Annotated in this window: 20 protein-coding genes; all 20 read left to right on the top strand. The window is 62.4% G+C overall.

Translation table 11 applies throughout. The annotated features are described in order from the left end of the window. Window positions 1-348 precede the first annotated feature (348 nt). The 20 genes from E8E75_RS28230 (at window position 349) to E8E75_RS28135 (ending at window position 23,245) form a co-directional block, all read left to right on the top strand. Complete coding sequence (locus E8E75_RS28230; RefSeq protein ID WP_280360017.1) at window positions 349-1,182, top strand: phytanoyl-CoA dioxygenase family protein; 834 nt, start codon at window positions 349-351, stop codon at window positions 1,180-1,182. A 14-nt stretch (window positions 1,183-1,196) separates the two neighbouring features. Next, window positions 1,197-1,613: a RidA family protein gene (locus E8E75_RS28225; protein WP_179058723.1), complete on the top strand. Its 417-nt coding sequence runs from the start codon at window positions 1,197-1,199 to the stop codon at window positions 1,611-1,613. A gap of 44 nt (window positions 1,614-1,657) precedes the next feature. Beyond that, window positions 1,658-1,954 carry an EthD family reductase gene (locus tag E8E75_RS28220; protein WP_280360015.1) on the top strand — a complete coding sequence of 99 codons (297 nt, stop codon included), beginning with the start codon at window positions 1,658-1,660 and terminating at the stop codon, window positions 1,952-1,954. A gap of 158 nt (window positions 1,955-2,112) precedes the next feature. Then, window positions 2,113-2,817, top strand: coding sequence for a TetR/AcrR family transcriptional regulator (locus tag E8E75_RS28215; protein ID WP_280353285.1), 705 nt, complete (start codon window positions 2,113-2,115; stop codon window positions 2,815-2,817). 306 nt (window positions 2,818-3,123) lie between these two features. Next, entirely contained in the window at window positions 3,124-4,182 is a 1,059-nt protein-coding gene (locus tag E8E75_RS28210; protein ID WP_280353287.1) for an extracellular solute-binding protein, read from the top strand. A 191-nt stretch (window positions 4,183-4,373) separates the two neighbouring features. Continuing rightward, window positions 4,374-5,993, top strand: coding sequence for a methyl-accepting chemotaxis protein (locus E8E75_RS28205; protein WP_280360014.1), 1,620 nt, complete (start codon window positions 4,374-4,376; stop codon window positions 5,991-5,993). Between the two features lie 29 nt (window positions 5,994-6,022). Further along, a complete protein-coding gene (locus tag E8E75_RS28200) occupies window positions 6,023-7,183 on the top strand; it encodes a porin (RefSeq protein WP_280360013.1) in 1,161 nt (386 codons plus the stop codon). A gap of 11 nt (window positions 7,184-7,194) precedes the next feature. Beyond that, window positions 7,195-7,599, top strand: coding sequence for a phosphate ABC transporter substrate-binding protein (locus E8E75_RS28195; protein WP_280360012.1), 405 nt, complete (start codon window positions 7,195-7,197; stop codon window positions 7,597-7,599). Window positions 7,600-7,781: 182 nt separating this feature from the next. Then, a complete protein-coding gene (locus E8E75_RS28190) occupies window positions 7,782-9,269 on the top strand; it encodes an FAD-dependent oxidoreductase (protein ID WP_179058730.1) in 1,488 nt (495 codons plus the stop codon). After that, window positions 9,269-9,454, top strand: a complete 186-nt coding sequence (locus tag E8E75_RS28185) for a hypothetical protein (protein ID WP_179058731.1) — start codon at window positions 9,269-9,271, stop codon at window positions 9,452-9,454. Before E8E75_RS28190 ends, E8E75_RS28185 begins: the two co-directional genes overlap by 1 nt. Then, window positions 9,451-10,122 (top strand): c-type cytochrome, encoded by a 672-nt coding sequence (locus E8E75_RS28180; protein ID WP_280360011.1) that lies wholly within the window; start codon window positions 9,451-9,453, stop codon window positions 10,120-10,122. Before E8E75_RS28185 ends, E8E75_RS28180 begins: the two co-directional genes overlap by 4 nt. A gap of 260 nt (window positions 10,123-10,382) precedes the next feature. Beyond that, window positions 10,383-12,155 carry a DUF1302 domain-containing protein gene (locus E8E75_RS28175; RefSeq protein ID WP_280360010.1) on the top strand — a complete coding sequence of 591 codons (1,773 nt, stop codon included), beginning with the start codon at window positions 10,383-10,385 and terminating at the stop codon, window positions 12,153-12,155. 15 nt (window positions 12,156-12,170) lie between these two features. Next, complete coding sequence (locus E8E75_RS28170) at window positions 12,171-13,514, top strand: DUF1329 domain-containing protein (RefSeq protein ID WP_280353305.1); 1,344 nt, start codon at window positions 12,171-12,173, stop codon at window positions 13,512-13,514. Window positions 13,515-13,700: 186 nt separating this feature from the next. Beyond that, window positions 13,701-16,163: a LuxR C-terminal-related transcriptional regulator gene (locus E8E75_RS28165; RefSeq protein WP_280353309.1), complete on the top strand. Its 2,463-nt coding sequence runs from the start codon at window positions 13,701-13,703 to the stop codon at window positions 16,161-16,163. Between the two features lie 375 nt (window positions 16,164-16,538). After that, window positions 16,539-17,375: a phytanoyl-CoA dioxygenase family protein gene (locus tag E8E75_RS28160; RefSeq protein ID WP_028628332.1), complete on the top strand. Its 837-nt coding sequence runs from the start codon at window positions 16,539-16,541 to the stop codon at window positions 17,373-17,375. Between the two features lie 27 nt (window positions 17,376-17,402). Continuing rightward, window positions 17,403-17,807, top strand: a complete 405-nt coding sequence (locus E8E75_RS28155) for a RidA family protein (RefSeq protein ID WP_179058736.1) — start codon at window positions 17,403-17,405, stop codon at window positions 17,805-17,807. A gap of 136 nt (window positions 17,808-17,943) precedes the next feature. Then, on the top strand, window positions 17,944-19,419 hold the full coding sequence (locus tag E8E75_RS28150) for an MFS transporter (RefSeq protein WP_280353312.1): 1,476 nt from the start codon (window positions 17,944-17,946) through the stop codon (window positions 19,417-19,419). A 112-nt stretch (window positions 19,420-19,531) separates the two neighbouring features. Beyond that, window positions 19,532-20,863, top strand: coding sequence for an FAD-dependent oxidoreductase (locus tag E8E75_RS28145; protein WP_280360009.1), 1,332 nt, complete (start codon window positions 19,532-19,534; stop codon window positions 20,861-20,863). 43 nt (window positions 20,864-20,906) lie between these two features. Beyond that, entirely contained in the window at window positions 20,907-22,208 is a 1,302-nt protein-coding gene (locus E8E75_RS28140) for an NAD(P)/FAD-dependent oxidoreductase (protein ID WP_280360008.1), read from the top strand. Between the two features lie 104 nt (window positions 22,209-22,312). After that, the gene (locus tag E8E75_RS28135) at window positions 22,313-23,245 is read left to right on the top strand and encodes an MBL fold metallo-hydrolase (RefSeq protein WP_280360007.1); all 933 of its coding nucleotides are present in this window, start codon (window positions 22,313-22,315) and stop codon (window positions 23,243-23,245) included. Window positions 23,246-23,529 lie beyond the last annotated feature (284 nt).

Here is a 23,529-nt window from a genome sequence, read left to right as displayed (position 1 = left end):
GCCGACGCCTTACACGTCACTTCTCGCACCCTGCGTCGGCGCCTCCAGACGGAAGCGCTCAGTTACCGCCAGATACTGACCGCTGTACGCATAGAGCTCGAGCCGTACTACGAGCTACAGGGCCTGAACCGAGAGAGCATTGCCTCTCGTCTGGGCTAATCGGACATTATCGTGTTTCTACGCGCCCGCAAGAGCTGGCAAGATTCCAATGCTAACTAAACATCCAGCTAGCCACTCAAGGGATCGATCGATTCGGTCTCGATTTTTAAAATAACAGTCGTTGCGTTAAATATTTCACGCTGCTAGTCTCCCCTCCATCCGAGAGAAAACCTCAGAGGAGACAGCACCATGAACGACGCGCTACGCACGGCGTTTCAGGCAGACGGGGCGGTTCTGATCAAGGGCCTGCTGAACCAGGAGCAACTGACCCGTTGCCGGGCGGCGTTTGACTGGGCCTTGGAGAACCACGGTCCTCACGCGACCCGGATGTTCAATGGAACCGAGCAGCAATCCCATGTCGACAATGCCAACCCGCTTGCCAAGGAACGACTGGAAGAACTTGTGGCTTCCCTTCCGTTCGGCCAGCTGTTCGCTGATCTCTGGGGCTCGAAAAATGTCTGGTACTTCGCCGAAGAGGTGTTCCTCAAAGCCGGAGGGCATGGCTCCCGGACCCTCTGGCACCAGGACACCTCCTACCTGCCCTGGGCCGGCAACCACTGGGGTAATGCCTGGATCAGCTTCGAGTCCGTTCCCCGGAAAAATGCACTGGAGATCGTTCGCGGCTCTCATCGCGGCCCACGCTACGACGGCACCACGTTCATAGACCCCAACGATCCGACCCAGCCCCTGCATGGCGGCGGCACCCTGCCCCGCCTTCCGGATGTCGAAGCCGAGCGCCGACTAAACCCTGACGCCTACGAAATTCTGTCCTGGGCCACCGAGCCCGGAGACGTTGTGCTGCTGCACCCCGGCTCGCTTCACGGTGGTGCGCCGGTCGACACCGACTTCCCGGATCGTCATACCTTCGTTTTCCGCTTCTTCGGCGACGACGCCACCTTCCACCCGCTACCGGAGAACAGCGATTCGGGCTACCCGAGACAAGGCGTCCTGTTCACCGAGCAGCTGTCGACCCTGAACGCCGGCGACGCCTTCCGCCACCCGACCTTCCGCCAACTCGTCTGACAGGAGCGCCGCGAATGAATGCCCAGAACCTGAAGCGACAGTCCATCAATCCGCCACCCACCCAGGTGTTCTACGACAACTTCCACTTCTCCCAGGCCACCCGCGTGGGCGACATGATCTGGGTGTCTGGCCAGGTCGGAATCGACGCCACCATGACGCCGGGCAAGGATGTCGAAGAGCAAGCGCATCTTGCCTTCCAAGGCTTGAAGAATGTGCTTGAAGCGGCAGGTGCCACCCTGGCCGATGTGGTTGAGTTGATGACCTTCCACACCGAGTTGCAGGGTGATATGCAGGCCTTCGCGCAGGTCAAGGACCAGTACTTCCCCGATCGTTACCCCTCCTGGACCGCAGTGGGCATCTCGCAACTGGCCCTGCCCGGGCTGCGCCTGGAGATCCGCGCGGTGGCCGTGGCCGGTTGCGCAAGCGACTGAACATCCCACAGCAACACTACCAACAACCCGCACAAGGACTTTTCATGGCAACCCTGACCGTCAGCTACCCCTTGACCGCCGAATCCCGTTTCGACCGCAACTACTACGTGACCACCCACCTGCCCCTTGCACAAGCCGCGTGGGGCGAGTTCGGCCTGCAATCGGCGGAAGTGCTTTTCCCGGCCTCAGGCTCGCAGCCCCTGGCCGCGCTGGCGATCCTGCGCTTCGCAGACCAGCCGGCCATCGATGCCGCCCTTAACTCGCCGAAGGCGCTGGAAGTGCTCGGTGATATCGCCAAGTTCACCGACATCAAGCCGGTGATCTTCCGCGCCGACGACTAAGGCAAGCATCGCCGGGGTGGTTCCGCGCGTCATGCGGCTACCCCGGCGCTCCTGGAGTGCTTTATTCCAATTATTTCCCTATGCTGGGCCGCGCTCACCCGCCGTTGCAGCCGGGCAGCAATACTTCAAACTGACCTGACAATCCTCCAGAGCCCCCCATGTCCGACGCCAAAACCCGCCCTCGAACCGAAACCCAGCGCACGAGTGACAGCGAGTCCGAACCCGTCGCACGTCGGGGCAGGCCTGTCGGCGACCATAACGCCAAGCGCGCCGAGCTGCTGGCAGCCGCGATCGCGGTAATTGCGCAGGAGGGCTACGCCGGGGCCTCGATGCGCAAGGTGGCGCAGCACGCCGGCTGCACTACGGGCGCCGTGACCTACTACTTCGCCAACAAGGAAGAGATGGTCAGCGCCGTGGCGCAGAACCTATTCGACAGGGTGGATGCCTTGCTGGAAACCAACCGCGAGCAGGTTGATATCAGGGCGCTCATCCGGCAATGGCTCGACTGGACCACGTCCGACGAACCGGACAATTGGCTGGCCTGGTTGCAACTGCTGACCCACGCCCGTCACGAACCCGCCTTCGCCGTCGTCATCAAGCAGCGTTACGCACGCTTCCGTCAGGTATTCACCGCAGTGCTGGAAGAAGGCCAGGCCAAGGGCAAGATTCGCGACGATATCGCGGCCGATCTGCTGGCCGACCAGGTCAGCGCCATCAGCGACGGTTGGCTGATGATGTTGCCAATCGAGCCTGAACGCTTCAGCGCGCAACGCGGCCAGGCCCTGCTCGATGCATTGATCATCCTGATTTCACCGCCCGCCCCCACCAAGCGCCCGTCCAGAGGCAAGGCATCCGCGCAGTAATCCATTCGCTCCCGGGCCCGTCGCAGGGCCCGTCGCCCTTCCCTCCCAAGCCTTCCTTGACTTAACCCCTCACTCCTCCTGAATACGCGCCACGCCACGCCACGCCACGCCCCGCGCCTGGTGCCGGCTGCGCGTATCTGACGCTTTTTCCCTTGCACGATTCCGAAACTCCTGTATTTTGCGTAACACATGAAATAATAAATAAACCGCAACCAAGTGGTGAGGGCTAGGATGGACCTGTTAAACATGGCGCTGTCGCTGTCCAGAAAGGTAACTCCATCGTCTCAAGGCAAACGCGGAAAGCGTTTGCGAACGAGCCTGCTGGCAGGCTTCTGGATGGCTTTCACCGCGGTCCAGGTGACAGCGGGCGACGTCGTCAGAGTGCACAACTGGGCCGAGTACATAGACCCCGAAGTGATTGACGACTTCGAGCGGGATACCGGCATCCGGGTCGATTACAGCCAGTTCACCACCGCCGCCGAGCTGGAGGCTGACCTGGCAGCGGGGCAGCGTTACGACGTGATAGTCCCCACCGACTTCCAGCTCGAACGCATGATCAAGGCGAAGCAACTGCTCGAACTGGACCTGCAGCTGTTGCCGAATCGAGCCGAAGTGAGCGGTGAACTGCTGGCCAGGCTGTCGTCGAAGAACCGCGCGGAACGCTTCGTCGTGCCCTACATGTGGGGTATCGCCGGACTGGTCGTCCATCAAAAGGCCGCTGCCCGGGCATTGCAGGGACCGGTGACGAACAGCTGGGGCCTGCTGTTCGACCCCGCCAACGCCAACAGCTTGAAATCCTGCGGCGCCGTCCTGCACAACGAGCCGGAACAGATGCTCTCGGTCTTCCTCAACTACCGGGGCAAGAACCTGCGTAGCCAGAGTGCGCGGGGCATCGAGAAGGCCACGCGAGAACTCCATGACCTGGGTATTCCCCTGGGCCCGTCCGGCTTCGCCGACCTGGTGGAACAGTTGGCCCAGGGCCGTATCTGCGCAACTGTCACCTGGAACGGTATCGCCTCCCTGGCCAACCAGAATGGCGAACTCCGCTTCCTGATTCCCCAGGAAGGCGGATTGATGTTCATCGACAGCCTGGCCATTCCGCGCGATGCCCCCAACAAGGCCGCGGCCTATCGCTTCATCAACCACCTGCTGGACCCGCGCAACGCCGCACGCAACGCCAGGGCTACGCACTTCACGCCCAGCCTCGACCTGACCCGCGAGCGAAACCGGAGACTACTGCCGGACATCGCCCTGCCGAGCCAGGAGGAACGCCGACGCCTGTTCTTCCTGGAACGACTGAGCGACTCACAGAAGCGCGCAGTCGATACGGCATGGTCACAGCTGGATGGGCGAGACCGGATGTAGACCACCGGAAACGCCGCCGGACTGCCGCGTCGCAGAGCGCGGCGCGCCCCCAGATTGCCACCCCGCCAGCGGGCCGGTACCGACCGTGGAACCTCCACGACCGGCAACCGGCAAGGCCCGCTGCGCCCGCGGCCAGGCGCGCCGGGCGTTCTTTCACGACTCACACAGGTTCCACCAAGAGCGACAGACCCATGTTCAACTCCATGCCACTGACTCTGAAACTCTCTCTTCCGCCAACCGTCGCCCTGCTGGGCCTGCTGCTGTTCGTGGGTTACACCGCCGTGCAGCTGAACGACAACGACAACCGCCTGCTGGAATTGGAGACCCTGAGCTATCCGACACTGGAGAGCGCGGATCGGGTGATCTTCCAGTTCGCTCGCGTTCCCGACCTGCTCAATGGAGCCGTCGCCGCCGGCGAACGGGAAACCCTCGAAGAGGCCCGCACCACGCTGGTGGACGTGCAGGCCAGGCTGGCGGAGCTGAAGTCGTTGACAGACGGGCGAAACGGCAGGAGTGACGAGCTACGGGACTGGACGAACGCCATAGAGCGTTACGCCGAAAACGCGCTTGCGACAACCGAACGGTTGCTCGTAGATGCCTCCTTCGATGAGGTTCGACCGAACCTGAACCGCATGGCCAGCGACCTCAGCCAGGCCAGGGAGGCGGGAGACCGCTTCCGCAATGATGTCTACACGGACTTCCAGACCGGCCTCACCCAGGTCCGGAAGGACAATGCCACGACCACGCGCGTCGGCTATCTGCTCAGCCTCATGTTGTTGCTGCTGGTGAGCCTCGGCGCCGTGATGGTGATTCGCCAGGTCATGACCAACGTGCGGGGTGTCATCGCGTCGCTCAGGGCCATCGCCAGCGGCGACGGAGATCTGACACGCCACGTGAACGTCCAGTCCGACGATGAAATCGGCGAGATGATCAACCTGTTCAACGGTCTGCTGGACCGGCTGCAGGGCACCATTCGCGCCATCATCGAAACGGCCGACCCGCTGGAGCAGATGTCGAGGGAGCTGCATCGCCTGACCCAGGGGGCCGAAGAGAGCGCCCGCTCCCAGCAGGAACGCACGGACTCCATCAGCCGCGACATCGGCACCATGGCGGGCAGCATCCAGGAAGTGGCGCAGCGCTCGCGGCAAGCCTCCGAAGAGGCCAGCGCCGCCACCCGCCAGGCGGACGAGGCGCGACGGAACATCGACAACCTGTCCTCGAGCATCGGCGACCTCGGTAGCAGCGTGCTGGGTTCAGTGCAGGCGATGCAGAAACTGGACGAAGAGACCCAGCAGGTCGGCTCCGTGCTGACGGTGATCCGCAGCATCGCCGAACAGACCAACCTCCTCGCACTCAATGCCGCCATCGAGGCGGCGCGCGCCGGCGAGCAGGGACGCGGCTTCGCCGTGGTGGCCGACGAGGTGCGCAACCTCGCACAGAAGACCGCCGCGTCCACCGCGGAGATCCAGGCCATCATCCAGCGCCTGCAGAACAGCGCCAATGGCGTCCTGCAGGCAATGACGCTGAATGGCGCCAAGGCCAGGGCCAGCATCGAAAGCTCCGACCAGGCCACGCGGACCCTGGAGGCGATCACCCGCGCCGTACTCCTGATCGATGAGCTGAACGCGGGCATCGCCCAGTTCACTCAGGAGCAGATTGGACTCTCCCGATCGATCCAGCAGGACACCGAAGCCCTGCAGCAGGACACCCAAGCCACGACCCAGGGGGCCGACGCCACCGCGCGCCTGGGCGAACAACTCGTGGATACCGGTGAGCAGCTGCGCTGCGCCACGGCCCAGTTCCGCATCTGACCTTTTCCAACCACACGAGCAGTAACAGCATGCAAGGCATTAGAACACTCGGTCTGGCCGGCCTCATCGCGAGCGCGCCGGCCATCGCCCTGGAACAGGGCGAATATCGATTCAATGGTTTCGGCAGCGCCGGCCTCACCTACCTGGGGGGAGAGGACGGCGGACGCGGCTATGGCATCAACGGCCAAACCACCGATTCCTGGCGAGGGGACCAGCTCTCCAAGCTGGGCGCCCAATTCCAGTACGGACTGACCGACACGCTGGGCGCTACCGTCCAGGCCACCGCCAAAGCGGAGCAGGACACCTGGAAAACGAACCTGGAATGGGCCTACCTCTCCTGGGCCGCCACCGATGGCCTGACCCTGCGCGCGGGCCGCTTGCGCCTGCCGGTGTACATGTACTCGGAAACCCTGGACGTGGGCTTCACCCACCCCTGGGTCCGACTGCCCGACGAGGTCTACAGCCAGGTCCAGCTGAGCAACTACGAAGGCGGCGACCTTCTCTACAGCCTGCCGGTCGGCATCGGTTCCCTGGCGCTCCAGGTAGCCGGGGGCCAGGCGGTCAGCCGCAACCTGTTCACCCTGGATGACCTCTACGACATCGACTACAAGAAGGTCTTCGCCGCCAACGTCACTCTGGAAACCAACGACTTCGGTGCCTTGCGCGTGGGCTACGCCGAGGCCGACATCGACGCCGACATCACCACTTCGGTCATCGTCCCCGGCGGTGTGCCGGCCAGCGTCGGCTTCAAGCAATTGGAACGACAGAAGGCCAAGTTCACCTCTATCGGTTACCAGTACGACAATGGGACCTGGATCACCTCCAACGAATGGACCAGCAACAACAGCGAGGCGGACCAGGAAGGCAGCATCGACGCGTTCTACCTGATGGGCGGTCGTCGCATAGGTGACGTGCTGCTCCACGTCACCTACGCACAACTGGATGAAGACAATGGCCGCCAGAGCTCCTGGACCTATGGCCTGAACTACAACCTGGCGCCGACCCTCATCCTCAAGGGCGAGTACAAGCGGGTGGACACCCGGGGCAATGGCTATCGCGGCACCTTCGTCGAAAGCGCCCAGGAGACCTTCGATCACGCCAGCTTCGTTGCCAGCAATGGTGCGGCCGGCATCCCCCCGCGCAACTATGACGGCGACATCATCAGCGTCGGCATCGACTTCGTGTTCTAAGGAGTGACCTCATGCAGCCGTTTTCAAAGGCCGTGCTGGCCATCGCCCTGCTATTGGCAGCCACCCAGGCTCACTCCGAAGTGGTGGTGGTGGTGAACGCTGGCACCAGCGCCGCCCCCAGCCAATCGGATGTAGCCAACATCTTCCTCGGCAAGGACACGCGCCTCAAAGGCATCGACCAGGCAGGCTGGAACCCGACCAAGGAGAAGTTCTACGGCAGCGTGACCGGCAAGAACGAGTCGCAGCTCAAGTCCTACTGGTCCGGCCTGGTGTTCACCGGCAAGGGCCAGCCGCTGCGAAGCGCCGCCGATGACGCCGCAGTGGTGGCGCTGGTCGCCGAGGAATCGAACGCCATCGGCTATGTCGACAGAAACGCCGTCAACGACAAGGTGAAGGTGCTCTTCACCCTGCCCTGACGCCGCCCTCCCCCAAACTCCGCCGCGGCAGACCCGGTGTCCGCCACGGCGGCTATCCGCCTGCGACACCCAACGCTTTTGCGACAGCCCTGCCATTCTTCTCTTTGCACATGACTCGTTGTGAGTTAATTTACATAACGTCAGTTATTCAAATTAAAACAACAGAGTTGACCGAGGCGAAGATGGATTCAGACAACAATGAACTGTCGCTGTCGGCGCGCCAGCGGCGCCTGCTCCTGCAGGCGATTGGAAGCGCGACACTGGTGGGCGGAGTGGCCTTGGCCGGCCGGTCCATGGCTCAGGACGCTTCAGCGCGACAGGACGATGTTCTTGACGTGGCGATCATCGGTGGAGGGTTGGCCGGCCTGACCGCCGCACGGGATCTGCAGCGCGCTGGCTGCGAGTCCTTCGTGGTACTGGAGGCCCGGGACCGCGTGGGCGGGCGCACCTACAACCACGACCTGGGCGACGGCGTCATCTCCGAGGCCGGCGGGCAATGGATCGGCCCGGGCCAGACCGCCATCTTCGACCTAGCCCGCGAGCTGGAAGTCGATACCTTCCCCACCTACTACCAGGGCAGGAACGTCTACCTGGTGGGTGGCGCCAAGTATGAGCAGGACCTATCCAGCGGCCAGAATAGCCACGCCCCGGTCGTCATGAAGCTCGATGAACTGGCGCGGCGAGTCCCTAGCAGGGAACCCTGGACCGCGACAGACGCAGCCGCCATCGACAAGCTGTCGGTCGGCCAGTGGCTGGACCAGCAGGGCATCGACAATGAAGGGCGGTTGAGCTTCGACGCCTCCATCGGCCTCACCACGGGAACGCCGCCCTCCAACCTTTCGCTGCTGCACTATCTCTCGCTGATCAACTCCGCCGACAGCAGCATGGAGAAGCTCGAAGGCTTCAAGGGCGGCGCCCAGGAAACCCGCTTCGTCGGTGGCTCCCAGGTCCTGTGCACCCGGATGCGGGAGGCCCTGGGCGACAAGGTGCGGCTGTCCAGCCCCGTGCGCAAGATCGTCGGCTGGGATCGCGATATCGTCGAGATCCATACCGACCGGGGCCTGATCCGTGCACGCCAGGTTATCGCCGCGCTGCACCCGGCGCTGTGCAATCAGATCGCCTTCGAACCCGCGCTGCCCGAGGGCCGCGCACAACTGCAACGCCTCTGGCCGTCCCATGCGCCGATGCGCAAGACCGTGCATGTCTACGACCGGCCGTTCTGGCGCGAAAAGGGACTCAACGGGCAGATCACCCAGGCCGATGGTCCGGTGATTCTCTCCTACGACAACTCACCGCCAGACGGACGCGTCGGCGTACTCGCCACCTTTGTCAGAACCGCCCAACTGCCCCATGACGCCAAGCGAGCAGGGAGCATTCTCTCGGGCATCTTCGCCCAGGCCCTGGGTGACGAAGCGCTGCATCCCAAGCAGTTCCACGACTACGACTGGGGCAAGGTAGACCCCTGGACCCTGACCTGCGTCGCGTCCATCCCCCCCGGTTTCCTGACGAAATGGGGCCATTACCTGAAACCCGCGGTGGGTCGCCTGATCTGGTCGGGTACCGAAACCGCCGACATCTGGGCCAGCTCAATGGACGGCGCGGTGCGCTCGGGACACAGGGCGGCACTGGAAGCCCTGCAAGCGCTTGCCAAGGCACGGAGGAGCGCCTGATGAAACGTGCCACCGTACTTGGGGTAGCCATCGCGGCGGCGGCGCTGATGGCCCTGGCCACCAACCTAGGCCATGAACCCTGGAGCGCCCAACGCTTCTCGATCTTCGGAACCCTTCGCTCCGGACGCCTGGCCGTCCTCCAAGCGCTCCAATCACTTGTCCAGGGCCTGGGAGCTTCGCAATGAAACGACCCTTTCTTATCGGCACCACGGTGATCACGGCTGGCCTCGCGGCGGCAGCCACCCTGCTGGGTCCGGAGTTGCTGACGGGCTATCGATTCATGGATGCCCTGGATGGCTACTACAGCGACTACGAGGCCAACGGAGGGCCCTGGCCGCAGATTCAGGATTCCTGCGCGCTCTGCCACGGCGTCAAGGGACAGCCCCGTGACGGGCAGTACGCGGCCCTGGCCGGCCAGCCAGCGCCCTATATCGAGTCCCAGCTGCACGCCTTCGCCCAGGGTCGCCGTCACAGCGCGCAGATGGGGCCGCTGGCCGCGAGCCTGACCGATGCCCAGATCAAGTCCCTGGCGGACTACTTCTCCAGGCAGACGCCGGAAACCACGGAGGCACCGGGCCAGGATGCAGCACTGGCGAAACAGGGGAAAGCCGTTGTCGCCGCCAGAGGATGCATTGCCTGCCACGGAGAAAACCTCTCCGGCGGTCCCCTCGGCCCACGCATCGCCGGACAGGGCGAAGGCTATCTTCTCGACCAGTTGCAGGCCTTCAAGCAGGGGCAGCGCCAAGACCCTACCCAGGCCATGAACGCCATGGCCGGCTTGCTCTCGGAAGACGAACTCAAGGCCACGGTCCACTACCTCTCCAGCCTGGCGCCGAAATCGACCGCCAGGTAATCCGCTGCCAGCCAAGGTGGGCAAGGACGCTCACCACCACCGCCGTACCTCCTCCAAAATTGCACTGAGCGTCCATCGGCATGGCTTGGTGCACGCAGCGCACCCTATGAGCGAGCGCGAAGTGTAAGGCCGGGGCGCCGCATCAGCGGTATGACGCGACACTGGGGGTATTGGCGAATACCCATTAAGAGGCATTCACCTCGTCGAGCCCTGTCTGTGAGTCTGATGCCGCCAAACGGCACCACTTCACAGGAAACGCTATGACGACAAGAACAACAAATAGCTGGCGGCAACCCGTACTGCTGCCCCTCGTTACACTGTTCCTGGCCTCCCAGGCCCAGGCCGTGAACTTCGACATCGGGGAGATTCAGGGGAGTTTCGACAGTTCGCTGTCCGTCGGCACCAGTTGGGCGACGCGCGATCCGGATAAGGACTTCATTGGCGTTGCCAACGGCGGCACATCATCTACGACCACGGCCGATGATGGCCGACTGAACTTCAAGAAGCACGAGGTGATCTCCAGCATCTTCAAGGGCGTCCACGACCTCGAACTGAAGTACGGTGATTCCGGCCTTTTCGTCCGCGGCAAGTACTGGTACGACTTCGAACTGAAGGATGGCCACCAGCACCTCTACGACATTGACGACCACGGCCGTGCACGCAGCGCCAAGGCTTCCGGTGCAGAGTTCCTCGACGCCTTCGTCTATACCGGCTACGAGATCAATGACCTGGCTGGCACGGTGCGCCTTGGCAAGCAGGTGGTCAGCTGGGGGGAGAACCTGTTCATTCGTGGCGTCAATCAGATCAACCCTGTCGACGTCGCGGCCTTCCGCCGCCCAGGTGCGGAGATCAAGGAAGGGCTGATCCCTGTCAACATGTTCTATGTTGCCCAGGACCTGAGCGACAGCTTATCTATGGAGGCTTTCTACCAGCTGGAGTGGGCCAAGACGGTCATCGACAACTGCGGCACCTTTTACTCCAGTACTGACGTCGCCGCCGATGGTTGCAACGATAGGAACCTGATCTTCGGCAGCGATTTCGATCCCGCTAACGCCATATTCCTGCCACGCCTTAAAGACCGCGACGCCAGTGACACCGGCCAGTACGGGGTGGCCCTGCGTTGGTTCGTCCCGCAGCTGAACGACAGCGAGATCGGCATCTATGCCATGAATCTGCACAGCAGATTGCCGGTATACAGCCTGGTCAACAGCGCGGTACTGGACCCGTCCGACCCGGCCTTCGATCCCAACCTGATAGGTAACACGCCCAACACCGGTTACTTCATCGAGTACCCCGAAGATATGCGCCTGTATGGTCTGAGCTTCCAGACCACCCTGGGCGCCACTGCGGTTACCGGCGAGATCAGTTATCGGCCGAACATGCCTCTGGCGCTCAATAGCACCGACCTGACCTTCGCAGCCCTCGGTCTGGACTCGATTCTCGGCCCAACGAGCCCGGAGGTGATACAGGACGGCCCCCTCACCCCCGGCGCCGACCTGGCCGGCTACAAGCGCATGCCGGTCACTCAATTCCAACTCGGTGCTGTCCACTTGATCGAGCAGGTCGCAGGTGCGCAACGCCTCGCTCTCGCGGGCGAGGTGGCCTACAACCGAATCAACGGCCTGAAGAGTGGTCCGGGTGAGCTGCGCTTCGGCCGCGACTCCATCTATGGCTACGGTGAGGTCGCAACGCCTGGCGTGTGCGAGACCGTGCTCAACCCCGACAATCCGCGCTTCTGCAACGGGCACGGTTACTTCAGCAGCAGCTCATGGGGCTATCGCCTGGCCGCCAGCCTTGAGTACAGCAACGTCTTCGCCGGCATCAACCTCATTCCCGAGATTGCCTGGTCCCATGATGTCGACGGTTACGGCCCCAACTTCAATGAGGGTTCCAAGTCGGCGTACCTGGCGCTTAACGCCAACTACCTGAACCGTTATGGCGCTTCGCTCTCCTACGTCGATTTCTTCGACGGGCGATACAACCCCAACACCGATCGTGACTACGTCGCTGTCAGTTTCAGCGCCAGCTTCTAATTCAAGGATAACGCCATGAAAAAGCACTTTTGGTCGCCCGCGTACGTCCTGGCCATAGCCCTGTCGACCGCCTCTGCAGGCGCTGCCGACCTTATCGGCCTCACGCCTCTGGGGGCTGAAAAGATCGGCAATCAGGAGGGCACTATCCCGGCCTGGACCGGCGGATTGCCGACCGATGCGGCGAGTATCAATGACAGGGGCTTCCAGGCAAACCCGTTCACCGGGGAAAAGCCACTGTTCGTCATCACTGCGGAAAGCGCCGAGAAATACCGCAAGAACCTTAGCGAAGGCCAACTGGCAATGCTGCGTCGCTATCCGCAAACCTACCGCTTGCCGGTCTACCCGAGCCACCGCACCCTGGCTCTGCCACAACGCATGTACGATGCCGCTGAGACCAATGCCAAGGTCGTCCGACTCGGCGCCGATGGTCTAAGCATCGAGAACTTCACGACTGGCCACTATCCCTTCCCGCAGCCCAGGACTGGTACGGAGGTGATCTGGAACCACCAGACCCGCTACCTAGGTGGCAATTTCCGACGCTGGATCACCCAGGCCACCCCCCAGGTAAACGGCCAGTACACCATGGTTCACCTCGAGGAAGAGGTCGTCGAACCGGCCCTGGCGGAGGGCATCGACCCGCAGCGCGCGCGCAATCTGCTGCAGTTGTTCAAGCAAACGGTCACGTCCCCCGCGCGCATGGCCGGCAACGTGTTGCTCGTCCATGAGACTCTGGACCAGGTGAAGGAGCCGCGCCTGGCCTGGGTCTACAACGCCGGTCAGCGCCGCGTAAGACGCGCGCCCCAGGTCGCTTACGACGGGCCAGGCACCGCCTCCGATGGACTGCGCACCACCGATAACCACGACATGTTCAACGGCGCGATGGATCGCTATGACTGGAGGCTTCTGGGCAAGCGCGAGATGTACATCCCCTACAACAGCTACGAGCTGGACTCGCCTGCGCTCAGGTATGACGAAGTCATCAAGCCTGGGCACATCAACCAGGACTTGACCCGTTATGAGCTGCACCGGGTCTGGGTGGTCGAGGCCACCCTGCGCGAAGGACAGCGCAACATCTACGCCAAGCGCGTGTTCTACGTGGACGAAGATAGCTGGCAAATTGCCTTGTCCGAGCACTACGACGGTCGTGGCCAGCTCTGGCGTGTCGGCGAAGGCCATGCCAAGCACTACTTCAACCAACAGCACATGGGCTACACGCTCGAAGTGCTGTACGACCTGCTGGCCGGACGCTATGTCGCGCTGGGCATGAAGAACGAGGAAGATCGCAGCATGGAGTATGGGTTCACGGCAAGAATGAGCGACTTCACGCCTTCGGCGCTGCGCAAGAGCGGGGTCCGTTGAGACTTTATCCGTCCGGGGCGGAACGCCCTGGACGGAACTCAGGATCAAGCAACCCCAGATGAATGACGAGTGGAAGCATTGCCACTCGGCGCGTTTCTCCTGAAGCACGTGCCGGGATGGTGGTATGAATGCTGTCATCAGGACTCTCTCACAGCCACTCAACCAGGAATCAGGCGAGCAGAAAACATGACCCATCCTGATGAAGTATCGAAGGCGCCCGGCCTGCTTGTGCGCCCTCGCCTATTGGAGAACCTGGATTCTGGTCGACGCATTCGCCTGCTTTGCGCTCCGGCGGGGTTCGGCAAGAGCGAACTGGCCCGACAGTTCGCTGCACGTCTGCCTCATTGCCCAGTGGTGTGGCTCGACCTGCACAGTGTTGAGAAAGGCCTTGAGAATCTCCGTGCCCAGTTCGCCGAGGCCCTGGACCTCGATGAACTGTCGCCATCGGTGGAAGAAGTACTGAAGCACCGACAACAGGGCCTCGTCGTGCTGGATGGCTACTGCCCGGAGAAAACCACGGACAAATGGCTCGAGCACCTGTTCGAGCACTGCCCAACCACACTCCAGTGGCTGGTCTGCACACGTCGACTTCCCTCCTGGAGAGTCGGCAGGTGGCTGTTGGCCGACGAACTCACCCTGCTGGGTGCAGAGGAACTGGCGCTGACCGAAGCCGAGATAAAGCTGCTGCTCTCTCAGCTGAAGCTGAGCCGACGTATCTCCGCAGTGGAACTACAGCGACAGAGCGACGGATGGATAGCAGGCATCAGTCTGCACCTGTTGTCTCTGCGGTCGGGAGTCGACAGGCCCTTCGGCCTGCTGCATCGCAATTCACTGGTAGAGGATTATCTTGACAGCGAAGTCCTGGAGCACCTGCCGAAGGAGATGCTCTCTCTTCTGCGCGTCATCGCCCATGCGCCATTCGTCGACGGCCCGCTCTGCGCATTCCTGGCCGATGATCCCATGGCCTTGCGCAAGCTGCGTAGCGAGCAGGTTTTCCTGCGTCGTCTGCCGGGCTCCACGGACCACTTCACTCTGTTCGCACCGCTCAAGCGACTTCTGCAAGAGCGCTATCCCGACCAGGCCCCTCCCTTGCTCGCCGCTAGCCAATGGCTGCACCTGGCCGGCGCCCACGTCGAAGCCTTCCGCTACGCGCTGGCCATCCCGGACGCCTCACGCGCGCTGGTCTCAATGGGCCAGATCGCCACACGGGAGCTGCTCATCGGGCAGAACCTGAACTACCTCCTGGAAGGTATCGATCAGCTCGGCATCGCCTGGATCGAGCAGAACCCGCAAGCTCTGGAAGTCGTTTCCAGGGCCCTGCTGCTAGGGGGACGCCTGGAACAGGCCGAGCGCACCATCCAGCTCATCGCAGAGCAAGACTTCGACCTGCACCTTGCCCTGAGCGCCGAGCTGGCTCTGCATCAGGGGCACGCGCAGGAGGCGCAGAGAATTGGATGCCGAGCTCTAGACCGCCTCGCGAGAAATGAGCGCTGGGCGCAGATGATTCTCTGCTTCTCATGCCTGACGCGTGCCAGCCTGACCATGGGTGACGTCGTGACGGCCAAGCGCCTTCAACACCAAGGTATCGAGCTTTCCCGCCGCAAGGGAGAAACGCTGTTCGAGTGCCTGCTGATACTGGACGAAGTGCTGATCGAGGAACTGGCCGGCAATCTGCCTCGGGCCCTGCAGGCCCTGGACCAATTCGATCAACTATTGGTCCAGGGCCCGGACTCGGCACTCCTGCAAGGTGCGGCGTTGATCCGGCGCGGCTGGCTCCTGATCCTGACGGGACAAGAGCGGCAGGCTCGCGAGGCCTTGGAAGAAGGTCTGTTGCTCTCCTGTGCAAGCCGTAATCCGGTGGCTTGCCACGCCCCGGCGATACTTGCGCAGCTCGATGCCAACAATGGCGACTTCGCAACTGCACAACAGCGACTAGCGGATGCGCAACGACTGATGCACTCCTGGAACGTTGCCGAAGTGATTTACAGAGGCGTCCTCGACCTGTGCACCGCCAGGATCTGGATGAAGGCCAATCACTACGAATCGGCATCCCGATTGCTCTCCCGCGTACGTGAGCAGTACGAAGGTGAGCATGCCCTCACACCGCCCAGTGCCTACCCCGACCTTTACGCCCTGGCGGGTTTCCTTCAAGCAGAAGTGCTGTGCTCCCGGGGTTCCTTCGGCGAGGCCAACACGCTGCTCGACCAACTGCTGCAACGCGCCGAGGGCAATGCTTTCAATATCATCGTCTGCCAGGCCCAGCATGCCTTGGCTGAAGTTGTCCGTCTGAGGGGGGATCTGCACAAGGCAGAACGGCTCCTGGCCTCGGCTGCCGCCATGGCCATAAGCCAAGGCCAACACAACCTGCTCATGGGAACCCATCTGGAAGCCATGGGGTCCAGCCTGCAAGCGGGGCCGGTCGCAGACTTGCAGACGGCCCCAGCGCCGGAGATCGAGCTGCTGAGCCGGCGCGAGTTGGCAGTACTCAGCCTGATCGCCAAGGGCTACTCCAACTTCGAGATCGCAAAAATCCTCTCGCTCTCCCCTTACACCGTCAAAACCCATGCCAAGCACATCAATTCAAAGCTGAAAGTCAGCAGTCGGACGATGGCGACGGCCCGTGCGAAAGCCCTTGGGCTTCTGCTCTGACCCAACGGAATCGACTTCGCCGACACGCCTGAGCTCGGCCATCGTGTCGGGCAACCGCGTCGCGGACGCCCTGGCCAACTACCCCAACTCGCTTATCACGGGCTGTCGCACGCCGTCGCCCAAGGGCGTCGACACGGCTCAGAAAGATGCTCCATCACAGCGCACCCGACTGACGGCCTGAACATCCTCCTTCCGTACTACTACGCCTCTCCGAAGCCGGAAAGAACGACGGCCCCCGGCCGGCGCCAGCGTGATGCCCCCCAGACCGGCACTGCGGGGGGGTAATGGCAAATACCCACTTGGAGGCATTCACCTCGCCAGGTCATGTCTGGGAGTCTGGCTCCACCCCGACAAATAAATAGAAGGAGACACCTCATGCTCATCGATCAATCGATTCGCGAAGCCTTTCGCAACGACGGCGCCGTCCTCATCGAGAACTGCCTCGACCAAACGGAACTGGCGCAGTGCTACGAGGCGTTCAAGTGGAATGTCGCCAACCCGGGGCCGTACAAGTTCCAGGCGCTCGACGGGACCAAGCTGCAGACCCACATCGACAACGCCAACCCGGCCGTCAAGGACAAGTACGATGACCTGGTGATGTCGCTCCCGTTCGGCAAGCTGTTCCAGGAGCTCTGGGGCTCGGAGCATGTCTGGTACTTCGCCGAGGAAGTGTTCGCCAAGGAAGGAGGCAAGAGCGGTCGCGGACCGTGGCACCAGGACACCGCGAACCTGCCCTGGGCCGGGGAGCACTGGGGCAATGCCTGGATCACCTTCCACAAGATCCCCAAGAAGAACTCCCTGGAGATCGTGCGTGGTTCACACCGCGGCATCCAGTACGACGGGGCCAGCTTCGCCAATGCAGAGGATCCGACTGACCCGCTCTACGGTGACGGCTCTCTGCCCCGCCTGCCGCACATCGACAAAGACCTCGCAGAAGACCCCAACGCCTGGGACGTGCTTTCGTGGCCGATCACGCCGGGTGATGTCGTCTTGCTTCACCCACACTCGCTACACGGGGGGGCCGCCGTCGATGCCGACTGCCCGGACCGCCACACGCTGGTGCTGCGCTTCTTCGGTGACGACGCCAGGTTCCGCTGCCTGCCGACATCGAACCCGAAATACGCACGCAACGGCGTCCTTTTCTCCGAAGAGATGGCCAAGCTCAACGAGGGCGAACCGTTCCGCTCGCCCATCTTCCGCCAGATCATCTGACTGAACATCGCAAGGAGTATCTCGACCATGAATCGACAGATGATCAACCCGCCACACACCCAGGAACTCTACGACCGGCTTCACTTCTCACAAGCGACCCGTGTCGGTGATCTGATCTGGGCCTCCGGCCAGGTGGGAGTCGATCGGCTCACGCAGGCCGTGGGTGAAGGGATGGAGGCCCAGGCCAGGCTGGCGTTCGACAACGTGAAAAGCGTCCTCGAAGCTGCGGGCGCCAGCATGGCCGACATAGTCGAGCTGATGACTTTCCATACCGATCTCCGGGGCGACATCCAGGAATTCATCAAGGTCAAGGATGAGTTCATCCCCGAGCGATTTCCCTCGTGGACAGGTATCGGCGTCAGCCAGCTCGCCCGCCCCGAGTTCCTGATAGAAATCCGCGTCGTCGCGGTGGCCGGCAGCGGTACCGACTGATGCTGCCCTATGAGGCAGCCGCTGAGTAACGCTTTTACGCACTGACGCCATTGCTGGCGCCTCAACGTCCGCGCGCGTCAGTGCAGCTTCATCAAGAAGACAACAGAACAAATACAAAACGCTGATGGAGACGAACATGAATCGCTTTGACGGCCCGGAGCAATCCGTCCCCCCCGAATACCCGCTGAACCTGACGGCGCGCCTGGACCGCCTGCCGGTAATGGCCACTCACTATGTCTGGGCTCTGTTACTCGCGGCCAACCTTATGCTGGAGTACTACGACAACGCCATCTTCGCCTACTCGATACCGACCATCAAAACGCACACCAACCTGAGCCTGGAGCAGATCGGCGTCATCAGCAGCGCCTTCTTCGTGGGAATGGTCATCGGAGCGCTGGTGGGAGGAAGGCTCTCGGACAAGTGGGGACGCCGTTCGGTCCTCGTCTGGTCCACTGTCCTCTACTCCTTGGGAGCACTGGCGACAGCGTTCGCACCGAACTTCGAGATCATGCTGATCTCCCGCGTGGTTACGGGTATCGGCGTACAAGCGGCCACATCGGTCCTGCTTGTCTATATCGCAGAGATGTTTCCGAGCAAGTCACGTGGCCGCTTCGTGTCCATCGTGACACTGGGGTTCGTGGTCTCCGGAGTGGGGGCGGCGGCACTCGCCATGTTTGTTCTACCCCATGGGGGCCCCAATGCCTGGCGCTACCTGCTCATCGCAGGCAGTGTCGGTCTGCTGATCGCTCCCATTGTGCGTTTCGTCCTGCCGGAATCGGTCCGCTGGTATATCTCGCGAGGGCAGATCGACAGCGCCGAGAAGATCGTCCGCAAGCTGGAAGCACGAGCCTTGCGCAACGGCCCGCTGAGCGAACCACAGGTAGTGAACCTGGAAAGGATCAAGGAGCCTTCACTACCGCAGCTCCTGAGAAACAAGGCAGTGCTGCGCACCATGGCCGTCGTCACCCTGGGCTATTTCGGCTCGAGCCTGGCCTACTACCTGTTTGCGAACTGGGGTGTCTACGCACTCATCCATGGCCTCCAATACTCCGAGGGCGATGCATACCAGACCATGTTCGTCTGGAACTTGGTCTATTGCGTCACACCGTTCCTCACCTACCTGTTCCTGGACCGGTTCGAGCGCAAGACAACCATCCTCGCCACCTCCATCCTCAGCGCGATACCGCTCGTGCTGCTCGGTCTCTCGACCAACAGCTCGGTGGTCATAATCGCAGGCGGGGCTACTGCCATCATTACCGGGCTCGTCGTCAACGCCTACTACACCTATATCCCAGAAACCATTCCCACCCAATTGCGTGCCCTGGGCAGCGGGATCGTGATGTCCGGCGGCCGGTTCGGCGGGGCCGCCTCCGGTGTCCTGGGCGCAACGCTCTTCTCCGCCGGGGGGATCGAGAGCGTGATGCTCACCGCAGCGGCCTGCTACATCATCTTCGCCATCCCCGTCGTCCTCTATGGGCCTCGTACCACGAAGCGTTCACTCGACCTGGTCACTGGCCAGGAGCTCGGCGCTATCAACGGTTCGCAGCCGGGCTCTGGAGCAAGCAGAACACTGGCCCCCCACCTGCCTGTCTCAAGAGGGAAACTTTCATGACCGATCTGTACGTCGCTGCGCTGCCTGAGGCCGCGCTCGCCAGCGTGACCGTGGCCTGGGCAGTGTGGCCAGGCAAAGCGTACACGCTGAAACATTCAAAAGAGGCAGAATGATGACCCGACTCGATGACAAGTATCGAACCCTCGGCGGATGGGAAGAGAAGCCGAGGGACCTGCAGCCGGATCTCGTGGGCAACGTCACCGCGGATGTGGTGATCGTTGGCGCTGGGCTGGCCGGGCTTTGCGCAGCCCTGGAGCTGGCCAGGCAAGGCGCCCGCGTGGTCGTCCTCGAACGTGAGTTCGCCGGCTTCGGCGCGAGCGGTCGCAACGCGGGCTATCTGGCTGGCGGGCAAGGGCTCGGATACGAGTTCTTCCTCAAGAAGATCGGCACCGAAAAAGCGAGACAGGTCGTCCAATTCTACGAGGAAGGCGTCGCTTTCGCCGAAGCGAAGTTCAAAGAGTACGAGATCGACTGCGACTACCTTCAGTCGGGGTTGATCCGTGCAGGCATCGACCCCTCCCAGGAAAGGCGGTTGCGCGAAAACATGCAGATCGGCGCCGAGCTCGGCTGCGCTTCGGAGTTTCTGGATCAGGCCGATATGCGCGCGCGCGGCATCCCTCCAGCGTTCCTGTTCGGTAGCTACGTGCCACGCGGCGGCACGCTCAATCCAGGCAAGTACGTCCTGGGACTGCGGCGTGCGGCGATTCGGGCGGGCGTGAAACTCCACGAGAACACGCCACTGCTGTCATACACCGAAGGTCCGGTCATCAAGGTGGACACTCCGCGCGGTAGCGCGAGCGCACCGCTGCTGATCTTCGCCACCAACGCCTATACGCCGCAGCTCGGTCTGCTCGCCAACAAGGTGGTGCCGTTGCGGGTCTCCGCAATCGAGACAGAACCTCTTTCGTCGGTGCAATTGGCGGCACTGGGCTGGCCAGGGCGCGAAGGCATAACGACCGCGCACTGGACCATGGAAAGTCACCGCCTGACGGCCCGCAATACGCTCGTGTCGACCACCAAGCGGCTGCGCTACGCCTACGGTTCAAAGACACCGAGTGAGCCTGAGCACCGTCACTACCACGCGCTGAGGGCTGCTTTGCATGAACGCTTCCCGACCTTGAAGGGCATCCCCATCAGGAGCTGCTGGAGCGGCTACATCAGTTTTGCCAACGATACGTTGCCCGTCATCGGCACAACCGGGGCCAATCGGAACATCTACTACGCCGCAGGATGTTCCGGTCATGGTCTCGGCACCCAGGGTCTAGTCGGACACATGCTCGCCGAGCGAATTGGAGGCATCGAGAACCCACTGCTGACGATGCTGATGCACCACGAAACGCCATCGACATTGCCCGAGCCGCTGCGCTGGTGTGCCGTCAACGGGGCATTTGCCGCGGCCAACCGCATGGACGAACGCCTCAATCGCAAAGTGCGCACCGCCTGAGCGGTGCTCGCCCCTCATCTCCTCTCCACCTAGAGAAACTCACATGACAGATCTGTACGACGTCGCCGTGATCGGTGCCGGTTTTGCCGGTGTGACCGCGGCCCGCGACCTGAGCATCGCAGGCCACTCGGTGGTGCTGCTCGAAGCACGCGAGCGCATCGGCGGACGCACCCATCTGGGTGAAGCATTCGGCCGCCCGCTGGAGCTGGGCGGCACTTACGTACACTGGACCCAGGCGCATGTCTGGCGTGAACTCACGCGCTACGGTATCGGCCTGGTGACACCCCTGTCGATTGCCAAAGCCTACTGGCTGGCCGATGGCGAGGTGCACTGCGGAACCCCCGCTGAACTCACCCGATTGACCGACCCGCTCATCACCCGGTGCTTCGCCGATGCACGTGCGCACTTTCCACGGGTGGACCGCATCGAAGCGTGCAACGTTAGCGCGGTTGACCAGCAAACTATCGGCGACCGGATCGACTCGATGAACCTTTCCGCCTATGACCGTGATCTCCTGGTCAACGTAATGGCGACGCTAATCGGCTCCGAGAGCGAACAGGGGCTTGCCCAGTTCCTGCTCTGGAGCGCGATCTATTTCGGCGACTGGAAAGCCTTCATGGAAGTGGCCGGGCACTGGCCGATCGACGGTGGAACCGGACGACTGCTCAACGCGATGGCCGCCGACTCGAAGGCCGAGCTCCTCCTGAGCACGCCGGTGACTGCGGTCGAGGACAACGGGGACCAAGTCATAGTGACCACCCGTGACGGGCAGCGTATCCAGGCGCGGCATGCCGTCGTGGCACTCCCTCTCAACACCCTGGACGACGTCTCCATCGAACCGCCGCTTGCTCAACCTGTGCGTGCCATGATCGAGCAGAAACACCCGATCATGCCCAGCAAGATCTGGGCGAGGGTCAAGGGCGAGATCGAGGCCTTTCTCGCCCACGCCCCGGTCGGCAAGCATCCCATCAGTACCGCCCGGGCCGAATGGCGCCACAATGGCGACACGCTAGTGGTGTGCTTCTGCTCGGATGCGTCGGCACTCGATGGCAATGACCCTGAGGCCGTGCAACGCGCACTGCGGGTCTTCGTCCCGGATATCGAAGTGCTGGAAACCGCTTGGCATGACTGGGCAAGCGATCCCTTCTCACAAGGCGGATGGGTTCATCACCGGCCTGGCAACCTGACCCAGGTGGTTCCACAGATGCGAAGGCCCCACGGCCGAATCCATTTCGCAGGCGGGGACATCGCGGCGATAGGTGTCGGAGGTATCGAGGGTGCCATCGAGACTGGCGCCAAGGCTGCCTGTGACATTGCTCGCGCATTGGGTAGCGCAGACCATTGACCGGACCTGTTGTCGATGGGACTGGCGTAGTGTAAGGCCGCCGTCCCATCGCATCCCCGCATGGGGCTTCACAAAAGAATTGCCAGTTCAGGAAGAAATTCGCCATGGTTCCTGCAGCAACCCATTCCGCTTTGCGGGAAGGCATCCAACGTCTCGATTTCGGCCGTGTCTCTGTCTTCTTCGGCGAGAAGAGCGGCAAATATCCCGACGGTAACCAGGTGCTCATCCGTGGCTCGGACACGCGTGCGGCCTTCGACACGCCCATCGTTTCGAACTACATCGGCCCCGAGTTCGACGCCACTGAACTGGTGGTCATGGGCCACGTGCACGAAGACCATATGGCCGGATTGCACCGCCTTCCAGACGCATGGGTGTACGTGCCAGAAGCCGACTTGCAGGCAGCACGTAGCTGGAGCGGCATGGCTGCAGCCTTTGGCATGACGGACGAGCTCCAGATCTCGCAGACGCTGGACAAGTTCCAGCGAGATTTTTTCTATGCACCACGACCCGACGCACAGGGTTACGAGGACGGCATGTCCTGGAATGTCGGCCAGTCGACGATCCGGGCATTCCACATGCCTGGCCATACCGCTGGCCACTCGGTTCTGCTGGTCGAACCGGAGGGCATTGCCTTCATCGGCGATATCGACCTGACCGGCTTCGGCCCGTACTACGGCGATGCCTGCTCGAACCTTCGTGACTTCCGCCGCAGCCTGGCTCGGTTGCCGGAAATTCCGGCCAAGGTCTGGGTCACCTCCCACCATCGCGGCGTCTACACGGAGAGAGCGCGATTCCTGCGGGACCTGGCCGCCTACACGGCAGTGCTCGATGAGCGCGAGCAGCGGCTTCTGGCATGGTTGCGTGAATCACCGAAGACGCTGGGGCAGTTGGTAGAGCGGCGGATGCTTTATCCGCCGGGGTTCGAGGCGGCATGGGTCGTGGACGCCGAGACCCGCACGATTTCGCAGCACCTGGTCGAACTTCTGGCCGACGGGCGGGTGCAGGTGGACGAGCAAGACGTCTATCGGCTTGGATGAACGCATCGCTCCAGCGTAACGCCGCCCGCACCAACCTACGCCAGTGCTCGACTCCGTAGATTGGTCCGAGCGCGGCGAGACCGACATCGCCGGTTTCCCAAGCCCTGGCAAAGTCACGGCAACGTGCCGTAGACAGAGCAACAGGGTTGACTACTCCAGATTTCCCGTAGCAACGCATCAATCGGTTTTTCGGCTCCGCGCGAGGAAGCCGGGACGGTGCCGACTTTTCAACTGGATCCTCCCAAAGCTGATGCCTAAAGCATTTCTGGGTCAGGGTTATCAGA

Source organism: Pseudomonas sp. BN606, from assembly GCF_029873115.1.
Lineage (GTDB): Bacteria > Pseudomonadota > Gammaproteobacteria > Pseudomonadales > Pseudomonadaceae > Metapseudomonas.
This window is presented reverse-complemented; position numbering and strand designations above follow the sequence as displayed.

Bases quoted from the DNA above. Each gene is read 5' to 3' on its own strand.
- E8E75_RS28180 (WP_280360011.1), top strand. From the start codon at position 9,451: ATGAAACGACCCTTTCTTATCGGCACCACGGTGATCACGGCTGGCCTC.
- E8E75_RS28205 (WP_280360014.1), top strand. From the start codon at position 4,374: ATGTTCAACTCCATGCCACTGACTCTGAAACTCTCTCTTCCGCCAACC.
- E8E75_RS28160 (WP_028628332.1), top strand. From the start codon at position 16,539: ATGCTCATCGATCAATCGATTCGCGAAGCCTTTCGCAACGACGGCGCC.
- E8E75_RS28150 (WP_280353312.1), top strand. From the start codon at position 17,944: ATGAATCGCTTTGACGGCCCGGAGCAATCCGTCCCCCCCGAATACCCG.
- E8E75_RS28225 (WP_179058723.1), top strand. From the start codon at position 1,197: ATGAATGCCCAGAACCTGAAGCGACAGTCCATCAATCCGCCACCCACC.
- E8E75_RS28185 (WP_179058731.1), top strand. From the start codon at position 9,269: ATGAAACGTGCCACCGTACTTGGGGTAGCCATCGCGGCGGCGGCGCTG.
- E8E75_RS28135 (WP_280360007.1), top strand. From the start codon at position 22,313: ATGGTTCCTGCAGCAACCCATTCCGCTTTGCGGGAAGGCATCCAACGT.
- E8E75_RS28140 (WP_280360008.1), top strand. From the start codon at position 20,907: ATGACAGATCTGTACGACGTCGCCGTGATCGGTGCCGGTTTTGCCGGT.
- E8E75_RS28200 (WP_280360013.1), top strand. From the start codon at position 6,023: ATGCAAGGCATTAGAACACTCGGTCTGGCCGGCCTCATCGCGAGCGCG.
- E8E75_RS28190 (WP_179058730.1), top strand. From the start codon at position 7,782: ATGGATTCAGACAACAATGAACTGTCGCTGTCGGCGCGCCAGCGGCGC.
- E8E75_RS28170 (WP_280353305.1), top strand. From the start codon at position 12,171: ATGAAAAAGCACTTTTGGTCGCCCGCGTACGTCCTGGCCATAGCCCTG.
- E8E75_RS28195 (WP_280360012.1), top strand. From the start codon at position 7,195: ATGCAGCCGTTTTCAAAGGCCGTGCTGGCCATCGCCCTGCTATTGGCA.
- E8E75_RS28215 (WP_280353285.1), top strand. From the start codon at position 2,113: ATGTCCGACGCCAAAACCCGCCCTCGAACCGAAACCCAGCGCACGAGT.
- E8E75_RS28175 (WP_280360010.1), top strand. From the start codon at position 10,383: ATGACGACAAGAACAACAAATAGCTGGCGGCAACCCGTACTGCTGCCC.
- E8E75_RS28230 (WP_280360017.1), top strand. From the start codon at position 349: ATGAACGACGCGCTACGCACGGCGTTTCAGGCAGACGGGGCGGTTCTG.
- E8E75_RS28145 (WP_280360009.1), top strand. From the start codon at position 19,532: ATGACCCGACTCGATGACAAGTATCGAACCCTCGGCGGATGGGAAGAG.
- E8E75_RS28155 (WP_179058736.1), top strand. From the start codon at position 17,403: ATGAATCGACAGATGATCAACCCGCCACACACCCAGGAACTCTACGAC.
- E8E75_RS28165 (WP_280353309.1), top strand. From the start codon at position 13,701: ATGACCCATCCTGATGAAGTATCGAAGGCGCCCGGCCTGCTTGTGCGC.
- E8E75_RS28220 (WP_280360015.1), top strand. From the start codon at position 1,658: ATGGCAACCCTGACCGTCAGCTACCCCTTGACCGCCGAATCCCGTTTC.